The 9,042-nt window shown below is 60.6% G+C and carries 8 protein-coding genes; 6 read left to right on the forward strand and 2 right to left on the reverse strand.

The features are described 5' to 3' along the window. Positions 1 to 170 precede the first annotated feature (170 nt). Together AAEZ10_RS25460 and AAEZ10_RS25465 are read left to right on the forward strand one after the other, a co-directional pair. Positions 171 to 1,094, forward strand: coding sequence for an SdiA-regulated domain-containing protein (locus AAEZ10_RS25460; RefSeq protein ID WP_243241367.1), 924 nt, complete (start codon positions 171 to 173; stop codon positions 1,092 to 1,094). A 117-nt stretch (positions 1,095 to 1,211) separates the two neighbouring features. Beyond that, positions 1,212 to 2,129, forward strand: a complete 918-nt coding sequence (locus tag AAEZ10_RS25465; protein WP_350571495.1) for an SdiA-regulated domain-containing protein — start codon at positions 1,212 to 1,214, stop codon at positions 2,127 to 2,129. Positions 2,130 to 2,272: 143 nt separating this feature from the next. On the opposite strand, the gene rpiA is transcribed toward AAEZ10_RS25465, so the two are convergent. Beyond that, on the reverse strand, positions 2,273 to 2,947 hold the full coding sequence (rpiA, locus tag AAEZ10_RS25470) for a ribose-5-phosphate isomerase RpiA (RefSeq protein WP_007913886.1): 675 nt from the start codon (positions 2,945 to 2,947) through the stop codon (positions 2,273 to 2,275). A 317-nt stretch (positions 2,948 to 3,264) separates the two neighbouring features. Between rpiA and ilvA the strand changes: the two genes are divergently transcribed. Then, the gene (gene ilvA / locus AAEZ10_RS25475) at positions 3,265 to 4,779 is read left to right on the forward strand and encodes a threonine ammonia-lyase, biosynthetic (protein WP_071172186.1); all 1,515 of its coding nucleotides are present in this window, start codon (positions 3,265 to 3,267) and stop codon (positions 4,777 to 4,779) included. Between the two features lie 41 nt (positions 4,780 to 4,820). Beyond that, positions 4,821 to 5,234 carry a DUF2269 family protein gene (locus AAEZ10_RS25480; RefSeq protein ID WP_122612339.1) on the forward strand — a complete coding sequence of 138 codons (414 nt, stop codon included), beginning with the start codon at positions 4,821 to 4,823 and terminating at the stop codon, positions 5,232 to 5,234. A 105-nt stretch (positions 5,235 to 5,339) separates the two neighbouring features. Here the strand turns inward: AAEZ10_RS25480 and AAEZ10_RS25485 are convergent, their stop codons facing one another. Continuing rightward, positions 5,340 to 5,996 (reverse strand): histidinol-phosphatase, encoded by a 657-nt coding sequence (locus AAEZ10_RS25485; RefSeq protein ID WP_073471005.1) that lies wholly within the window; start codon positions 5,994 to 5,996, stop codon positions 5,340 to 5,342. A gap of 143 nt (positions 5,997 to 6,139) precedes the next feature. Here AAEZ10_RS25485 and AAEZ10_RS25490 point away from each other — a divergent pair, with 143 nt between their 5' ends. Together AAEZ10_RS25490 and ptsP are read left to right on the forward strand one after the other, a co-directional pair. Then, entirely contained in the window at positions 6,140 to 6,619 is a 480-nt protein-coding gene (locus AAEZ10_RS25490) for an RNA pyrophosphohydrolase (protein WP_003229203.1), read from the forward strand. Between the two features lie 22 nt (positions 6,620 to 6,641). Then, complete coding sequence (ptsP, locus tag AAEZ10_RS25495; RefSeq protein ID WP_024014698.1) at positions 6,642 to 8,921, forward strand: phosphoenolpyruvate--protein phosphotransferase; 2,280 nt, start codon at positions 6,642 to 6,644, stop codon at positions 8,919 to 8,921. The last annotated feature ends 121 nt before the right edge of the window (positions 8,922 to 9,042 follow it).

The raw sequence follows: 9,042 nt of genomic DNA on the forward strand, positions 1-9,042 counted from the left end.
CAAGGGCCATTCCATATCTGTAATGTGTTGCTGCTGGCAAAATGCACACGCCAATCCCGCCATTTCCCGTTTTTTTCACATCCTCTCTGGATAATTCCCGCGATTCTGGCGTCTCAGCCGGCCTCTTTGTGCTATTACCCTCGGCCTGAATTAACGGAACGCATCCCTCGATGGCATCTCCAACTCAGCAGAAATCCCCCTCCCGTTCGCGCTTCGTCCTGCGCTGGTATGTCTGGCTGTTGCTGGTCATCGCCGCAGCCTATGGGCTGGCGTTCGCCATGCATTGGGATGATCGCGGCGTGCTGTGGGTGCTGGAGCGCTTCGAGAGCAAGGCAGAGCAGAAGGAGAGTGTCTGGCTGCCGGACTATCAGGTGGTGATCGATGCCAAGCCGCTGCCGGGCATGGAGAAGGACGAAGCTTCGGATCTGGCCTACAACCCGCAGACCAGGACCCTGTTTGCGGTGATGGGCAAGAATGCCTTCCTGGTCGAGCTGACGCTTCAGGGCGACGTTTTGCGCAAGATGCCGTTGGTGGGCTGGAGCAATCCGGAAGGCTTGACGGTCATGGAAAACGGTTTGCTGGCCATTGTCGATGAGCGTGAGCATACGTTGTCGATCGTTAAGGTCGATGCCGCGACCCGTGAGCTGAACATCGCCGATTTCCCCAAATACGACCTCGGGCCGTCGAAAGATCAGAACAAGGCTTTTGAGGCTATCACGTGGGATCCGCGCAATCAGCGACTTATTCTGGGGGAGGAACGCCCCCCGGCGCTGTTCGCGTGGAAAAGCGATGGCGGCCAGACCCTGCAGGGCGACAAGCAGAAACTGGCCAGCGATCAGCTGGATCTGCGCAACCTGTCGGCGCTGGCTGTCGATCCGCGCACTGGCCATCTGCTGGTGTTGTCCGCCGATTCGCACCTGTTGCTGGAACTGGACGAAGCCGGCAAGCAAGTCAGCTTCATGACATTGCTCGGCAATTTCAACGGTCTGAAAGACACCATCCCCCGCGCCGAAGGCATGACCATGGATGAGGACGGCACGCTGTACATGGTCAGCGAACCGAACCTGTTCTACCGATTCGAAAAACATCGGTAACTTTCCCTACAGCAATTGCGGAATTGCGCAGTTGTCGTGCGAGGCAAGTGGCCATTAAGCTTCAATTCAGACGGGCGTGATATTTCATCGGCCTGTCATGAATCCGAGCCTGCCTGAATGCGTCGACTTGCCCGCCCCAAACCACTGATTCTCGTCCTGTTGATGATTGTCCTGATCGCCATGATCGCGATCGGCCAATACCTGCGCCTGTTCGAGCGCGCCTGGTTCAACCTGCACACGCTGTGGCAACCGGTGAGCAGCGAGGCGATCGGCCTGGATCAATATCGGGTGGCCATCGAGGCGCGGCCGATCGACGGGCTCGACGATGACGTTTCGGCGCTGACCTACGATCCGGTGCGTAAAAGTCTGTTCACCGTGACCAACAAGAATTCCGAACTGGTCGAATTGTCCCTGGAAGGCAAGATTCTGCGGCGCATCGCTCTGGTCGGGTTTGGCGATCCGGAAGCCGTCGAGTACATCAGTGCCGACACCTACGTGATCACCGACGAGCGTCAGCAACGGCTGATCAAGATCCACCTCGAGGCCGACACCACTTTTCTCGATGCCGAAGATGCCGAGCAAATGACTCTCGGCGTGCACATGTCCGGCAACAAGGGTTTCGAAGGGCTGGCTTACGATTCAGTGGGCAAGCGGCTGTTCGTGGCGAAAGAACGCGACCCGATGCTGATCTACGAGGTCCACGGTTTTCCGCACTTCAAACCGGACAAGACCTACGCGGTGCACGTGATCAACAACCCCAAGCGCGATGCCGGGATGTTCGTGCGTGATCTGTCGAGTCTGCAGTACGACGAACGCAGCGGGCACTTGCTGGCACTGTCGGACGAGTCGCGGTTGATTATCGAACTGGATGTCGACGGGCGCCCCTTGAGCACCATGTCGATCAGCGGCGGGCGTCAGGGTTTGCAGAAAACCGTGCCGCAGGCGGAGGGAATTGCGATGGATGATGACGGCACGTTGTACCTGGTGAGCGAGCCGAATCTGTTTTACGTCTTCAAGAAGCCCACACAAAACTGACCAACACCACAAAACACTGTGGGAGCGAGCCTGCTCGCGAAGGCGGTGGACCAGTCTCTGAATATGTTGACTGACCCGACGCTTTCGCGAGCAGGCTCGCTCCCACAGGTTTATTTATCAGCCCAAGGCAAGTGGGCAGTCTGTTATTCAGCCTTCAGCGTCTTCACGCCTTCACTGGTGCCCAGCAACAACAGATCCGCCGGGCGCGCGGCGAACAGGCCGTTGGTGACCACGCCGACGATGGCATTGATCTGCGCTTCCAGCTCCACCGGGTTGGTGATCTGCAGGTTGAACACGTCGAGGATGATGTTGCCGTTGTCGGTCAACACGCCTTCGCGGTACACCGGGTCGCCACCGAGTTTCACCAATTGGCGGGCAACGTGGCTGCGGGCCATCGGGATGACTTCCACCGGCAGCGGGAATTCGCCGAGCACCGGCACCAGTTTGCTGGCGTCGGCGATGCAGATGAAGGTCTTGGCCACGGCGGCGACAATCTTCTCGCGGGTCAGGGCGGCGCCGCCGCCCTTGATCAGGTTCAGGTGCGCATCGCTTTCATCGGCGCCGTCGACGTAGAACTCCAGATCGCTGACGGTATTCAGCTCATACACCGGAATCCCATGGCCCTTGAGGCGCGCGGCGGTGGCTTCGGAGCTGGCGACCGCGCCATCGAACGCGCCCTTGTGCTGGGCCAGTGCATCGATGAAGCAATTGGCGGTGGAGCCGGTGCCGACGCCGACGATGCTCTTGTCGTCGAGTTTCGGCAGGATGAAGTCGACAGCGGCCTGGGCCACGGCCTGTTTGAGTTGATCCTGGGTCATGCGGGCTCCGGAAGCGGGCAAGGGTTGGGCAGAAAGGCCGGCATTATAGGCCTCGCGGTGGTAGAGGGGGAAACAAGCTGTGGTGAGGGGATTTATCCCCGTTCGGCAACGCAGTCGTCGTAAAACCCTGGAACGCGGTGTAACTGAAAAAATGCAGGGGAGCGCTTCGCACTCCAGCGGGGATAAATCCCCTCGCCACAACGGTGCTCACTCAAGAATGGGTTTCCAGACTCTAAAACCACCTGTTTAGTGTGGTCGCCTCGGCAAAAGGCGGGTTAGACTCGCTGGTCCCGCCCAATCGCCAGTGATGCTTTCCGATGCTCGAACAGTACGTCAAAAAGATCCTCACCTCGCGCGTTTATGACGTTGCCGTAGAAACCCCGCTGCAGAACGCTCGCCAGCTCTCCGAGCGGCTGGGCAATGACATCTGGCTCAAGCGCGAAGACTTGCAGCCAGTGTTCTCGTTCAAGATTCGCGGCGCCTACAACAAGCTGACGCAATTGAGCGACGAAGAGCGCGCTCGTGGCGTGGTCACCGCGTCGGCGGGCAATCATGCGCAGGGGCTGGCCCTGGCGGCGAAAGTGTTGGGCGTCAAAGCCACCATCGTCATGCCCAAGACCACCCCCGAAATCAAGGTCGAAGGCGTGCGTTCGCGCGGCGGCAAAGTGGTGCTGCACGGTGACTCGTTCCCGGAAGCGCTGGCCTATTCGCTGAAACTGGTCGATGAAAAAGGCTACGTCTACATCCACCCGTACGACGATCCGCACACCATCGCCGGGCAGGGCACCGTGGCGATGGAAATCCTGCGTCAGCACCCGCAGCCGCTGGACGCGATCTTCGTCCCGGTTGGCGGTGGTGGTCTGATCGCCGGGATCGCGGCCTACGTGAAATACCTGCGTCCGGACATAAAGGTAATTGGCGTCGAGCCGGACGACTCCAACTGCCTGCAAGCGGCAATGGCAGCGGGCGAGCGCGTGGTTCTGCCGACCGTGGGCATCTTCGCCGACGGCGTGGCGGTGGCGCAGATCGGCCAGTACACCTTTGAGATCTGCAAGGATTACGTTGATGAGGTGATCACCGTCAGCACTGATGAGATCTGCGCGGCGATCAAGGATATCTACGACGATACCCGCTCGATCACCGAACCTGCCGGCGCGCTGGGCGTGGCCGGGATCAAGAAGTATGTTGAGCAGCGTGGCGTCAGCGGCCAGACTTTCGTCGCCATCGACTCCGGTGCCAACGTCAACTTCGACCGTTTGCGCCACGTCGCCGAACGCGCCGAACTGGGCGAAGGTCGCGAGGCGATCATCGCCGTGACCATCCCGGAAAAGGCCGGCAGCTTCAAGGCGTTCTGCGAAGCCATCGGCAAGCGCCAGATCACTGAATTCAATTACCGCTACAACACCGGCAGCGAAGCACACATCTTTGTTGGCGTGCAGACCCACCCGGACAACGATCCGCGCAGCGCCTTGCTGGCGAGCCTGACCGAGCAGGGTTTTCCGGTTATCGACCTGACCGACAACGAACTGGCCAAGCTGCACATCCGCCACATGGTCGGCGGCCGCGCGGCGCAGGTGGTCGATGAAGTGGTGCTGCGCTTCGAATTCCCGGAGCGTCCGGGAGCCTTGTTCAACTTCCTCAACAAGCTCGGCGGGCGCTGGAACATCTCGATGTTCCACTACCGTAACCACGGCGCAGCGGACGGCCGCGTGGTCGCCGGCCTGCAAGTGCCCCATGACGAGCGTCATCTGGTGCCGGCGGCACTGGCGGAAATCGGCTACCCGTATTGGGATGAAAGCGACAACCCGGCCTATCAGCTGTTTCTTGGCTAAGCGGCTACGCTGATGGGCATGGATCTACGGAAGAGAACGACATGGAAACCCTGACCACCCTGAAAGTCCTCCACGTCGCGGCGACCGTGGTCATCCTCGTGAGCGGGCTGGTGCTCGCCGCCCTGACCTGGCGAAATCGCAGTGAAGGGCCTGCCAGTACGATGCGCCGTCCCTGGCTGTTCATCTGGTGTCTGATGCTGATCGGCATGCTCAGCATGCCTTTCACTGGCTGGTGGCTGGTGCACCTGGTTGGCTGGCCACTGGGGCAATTGTGGATTCTGGGGTCCAGCGTGATCTACGCCGTGGCCACGCTCAGCGCAGTCTGGCTGCTGGTCCGGCTGGATCGGCTGTGGACAAGCGGGGTGGGCAATCGCAAGTTCAATCTGGCCCTGGCGATTGTCAGCGGCGTCGGGTTTGTCGCCATAGCGGCGTTGATGGGGGCCAAGCCGGTTTAAGGCTTGAGACCGCGTCGATCCCATTCGCGAGCAAGCTCGCTCCCACATTGGATCTGTGTCGTTCACAAATTCCCTGTGGGAGCGAGCTTGCTCGCGAAGGCGGAGTCAGCCGCGCAGACTGATCACCGGCCAGCCACGCTTCTCGGCCTCGGCCCGCAGATTCGGATCAGGATCCACCGCCACCGGATTCGCCACCTGTTCCAGCAACGGCAGATCATTCATCGAATCGCTATAGAAATAGCTGTCCTCAAGCGAATGCCCGGTCTCTTCCAGCCAGCGATTGAGGCGCGTGACCTTGCCTTCGCGGAAGCACGGGATGTCGGTGCTGCGCCCGCTGTAGCGGCCGTCGACCATTTCGCATTCGGTGGCGATCAGGGTTTCCACGCCCAGGCGCACAGCGATCGGCGCGGTGACGAAACGGTTGGTGGCGGTGATGATCACCAGTTTGTCGCCGGCATCGCGGTGCTTTTTCAGCAGCTCCAGTGCCTTGGGCAGCACGATCGGCTCGATGCAGTCGCGCATGTAATCGCTGTGCCAGGCATCGAGTACGGCCATTTCGGTGCGGCCGAGAATTTCCAGGCAGAAGTTCAGGTAGGCGGCGTTGTCGAGCTTGCCGGCCAGGTAATCCTGATAGAACTCGTCGTTGCGCGCCTTGTAGGCGATCGGGTCGAGGAAGCCGCGCTCGCACAGATAATCGCCCCAGGCGTGATCGCTGTCGCCGCCCAGAAGGGTGTTGTCCAAATCGAATAAAGCCAGGCGCATTGCAGTTACCCGCTGAAAAGTCAGTAAAAAGGCGACAAGAATACGGTCTTTTCACAAGAGTGCACATAAGGTAGGAACCTTCGTTGCCGCCTCATCAAGCTTTGTGGAACAATGCGGCGACATGCGTTTGCGAGGTTGTTGCCGTGATCGACCCCGATGGTTTCCGCCCCAATGTCGGGATCATTCTGACGAATGACGCCGGCCAGGTGCTATGGGCTCGCCGTATCAATCAGGACGCCTGGCAGTTTCCGCAAGGGGGGATCAACCCCGAGGAGACGCCGGAAGACGCCTTGTACCGCGAGCTGAACGAAGAAGTTGGCCTGGAACGTGAAGATGTTGAAATACTGGCCTGTACCCGAGGCTGGTTGCGCTATCGTTTGCCGCAACGCCTGGTGCGTACCCACAGCCAACCGCTGTGCATCGGCCAGAAACAGAAATGGTTTCTCCTGCGCCTGATCTCCAACGAGCAGCGGGTGCGGATGGATCTGACCGGTAAACCGGAGTTCGATGGCTGGCGCTGGGTCAGCTATTGGTATCCGTTGGGCCAGGTGGTGACATTCAAGCGCGAGGTGTATCGACGCGCTCTCAAAGAGCTTGCCCCGCGCCTTTTAGCGCGCGACTGACGACGGAGTTCGACCCCGAGCCATGCTCAATACGCTGCGCAAGATCGTCCAGGAAGTTAACTCCGCCAAGGATCTCAAGGCGGCGTTGGGGATTATTGTGTTGCGCGTCAAAGAGGCCATGGGCAGCCAGGTCTGCTCGGTCTACCTGCTTGATCCGGAAACCAATCGCTTCGTCCTGATGGCCACCGAGGGCTTGAACAAGCGCTCGATCGGCAAGGTCAGCATGGCCCCCAACGAGGGTCTGGTCGGTCTGGTCGGCACGCGTGAAGAACCCCTGAACCTGGAAAACGCTTCGGTTCACCCGCGCTATCGCTATTTCGCCGAAACCGGTGAAGAGCGTTACGCCTCGTTCCTCGGTGCACCGATCATTCACCACCGCCGCGTCGTCGGCGTGTTGGTCATCCAGCAGAAAGAACGCCGCCAGTTCGACGAAGGTGAAGAAGCCTTCCTCGTGACCATGAGCGCGCAGCTCGCCGGCGTAATCGCCCACGCCGAGGCCACCGGTTCGATCCGTGGTCTGGGCCGGCAGGGCAAGGGCATTCAGGAAGCCAAGTTCGTCGGCGTGCCGGGTTCGCCGGGTGCTGCCGTCGGTACCGCCGTGGTCATGCTGCCGCCGGCGGACCTGGACGTGGTGCCGGACAAGACCATCACCGACATCAACGCCGAGCTGGCGCTGTTCAAGACCGCCATCGAAGGCGTGCGCGCCGACATGCGCGCCTTGTCCGCCAAACTCGCGACCCAACTGCGCCCGGAAGAGCGCGCGTTGTTCGACGTCTACCTGATGATGCTCGACGATGCCTCGCTGGGCAGCGAAATCACCACCGTGATCAAGACGGGGCAGTGGGCTCAGGGCGCGCTGCGTCAGGTGGTCACTGAGCACGTCAACCGTTTCGAACTGATGGACGACGCCTACCTGCGCGAGCGTGCTTCGGACGTCAAAGACCTTGGCCGCCGTCTGCTCGCCTATCTGCAGGAAGAGCGTCAGCAGAACCTGGTCTACCCGGAAAAAACCATTCTGGTCAGCGAAGAGCTGACGCCGGCGATGCTCGGCGAGGTGCCGGAAGGCACGCTGGTCGGTCTGGTTTCGGTGCTCGGTTCGGGTAACTCTCACGTCGCGATTCTCGCCCGAGCCATGGGCATTCCGACGGTGATGGGCCTGGTCGATCTGCCGTACGCCAAGGTCGACGGCATCGAAATGATCGTCGACGGCACCCGTGGCGAGGTCTACACCAACCCCAGCGAAGTGCTGCGCAAGCAGTTCGCCGAGGTCGTCGAAGAAGAGAAACAACTGGCGCTGGGCCTCGACACCCTGCGCGACCTGCCGTGCGTGACCCTCGATGGCCATCGCATGCCACTGTGGGTCAATACCGGCCTGCTCGCCGATGTGGCGCGGGCGCAGAAGCGTGGCGCCGAAGGGGTTGGTCTGTACCGCACCGAAGTGCCGTTCATGATCAACCAGCGCTTCCCGAGCGAGAAGGAACAGCTGGCGATCTACCGCGAACAGCTCGCCGCGTTCCACCCGCAACCGGTGACCATGCGCAGCCTCGACATCGGCGGTGACAAGTCGCTGTCGTACTTCCCGATCAAGGAAGACAACCCGTTCCTCGGCTGGCGCGGTATCCGCGTCACCCTCGACCACCCGGAAATCTTTCTGGTGCAGACCCGGGCGATGCTCAAGGCCAGCGAAGGCCTGAATAACCTGCGGATTCTGCTGCCGATGATCTCCGGCACTCACGAACTCGAAGAGGCCCTGCACCTGATCCACCGTGCCTGGGGCGAAGTGCGCGACGAAGGCACCGACGTGCCGATGCCGCCGATCGGCGTGATGATCGAAATCCCGGCAGCGGTGTACCAGACCAAGGAACTGGCGCGGATGGTCGACTTCCTCTCCGTCGGCTCCAACGACCTGACCCAGTATCTGCTGGCGGTAGACCGCAACAACCCGCGCGTCGCCGACCTCTACGACTATCTGCACCCTGCGGTGCTGCAAGCTCTGCAAACCGTGGTCACTGACGCCCACGCCGAAGGCAAACCGGTGAGCATCTGCGGCGAGATGGCTGGTGATCCGGCGGCGGCGGTGCTGTTGATGGCGATGGGTTTCGACAGCCTGTCGATGAACGCCACCAACCTGCCGAAGGTCAAGTGGATGTTGCGCCAGGTGAACCTGAGCAAGGCACAGGAGATGCTGGCGGAACTGATGAAGATCGATAACCCGCAGGTTATCCACAGCTCGCTGCAACTGGCGCTGAAGAATCTCGGGTTGGCCAAGATGAATTCGCCGGTGGTGACCAAGGCTCTCTAAAGATCAAAAGCCCCTCACCCTAGCCCTCTCCCAGAGGGAGAGGGGACTGATTGGGGGATGCTGCAGAACTCCGTCGACCTGTAAGTGCTTTGCTGAATCCATAATCGACTCGATCTTTCAG

The organism is Pseudomonas sp. H26/SER47-MNA-CIBAN-0231 (assembly GCF_040310465.1).
Taxonomy (GTDB): domain Bacteria; phylum Pseudomonadota; class Gammaproteobacteria; order Pseudomonadales; family Pseudomonadaceae; genus Aquipseudomonas; species Aquipseudomonas atacamensis.

Bases quoted from the DNA above. Each gene is read 5' to 3' on its own strand.
- AAEZ10_RS25485 (WP_073471005.1), bottom strand. From the start codon at position 5,996: ATGCGCCTGGCTTTATTCGATTTGGACAACACCCTTCTGGGCGGCGAC.
- ilvA (WP_071172186.1), top strand. From the start codon at position 3,265: ATGCTCGAACAGTACGTCAAAAAGATCCTCACCTCGCGCGTTTATGAC.
- AAEZ10_RS25465 (WP_350571495.1), top strand. From the start codon at position 1,212: ATGCGTCGACTTGCCCGCCCCAAACCACTGATTCTCGTCCTGTTGATG.
- AAEZ10_RS25460 (WP_243241367.1), top strand. From the start codon at position 171: ATGGCATCTCCAACTCAGCAGAAATCCCCCTCCCGTTCGCGCTTCGTC.
- AAEZ10_RS25480 (WP_122612339.1), top strand. From the start codon at position 4,821: ATGGAAACCCTGACCACCCTGAAAGTCCTCCACGTCGCGGCGACCGTG.
- ptsP (WP_024014698.1), top strand. From the start codon at position 6,642: ATGCTCAATACGCTGCGCAAGATCGTCCAGGAAGTTAACTCCGCCAAG.
- rpiA (WP_007913886.1), bottom strand. From the start codon at position 2,947: ATGACCCAGGATCAACTCAAACAGGCCGTGGCCCAGGCCGCTGTCGAC.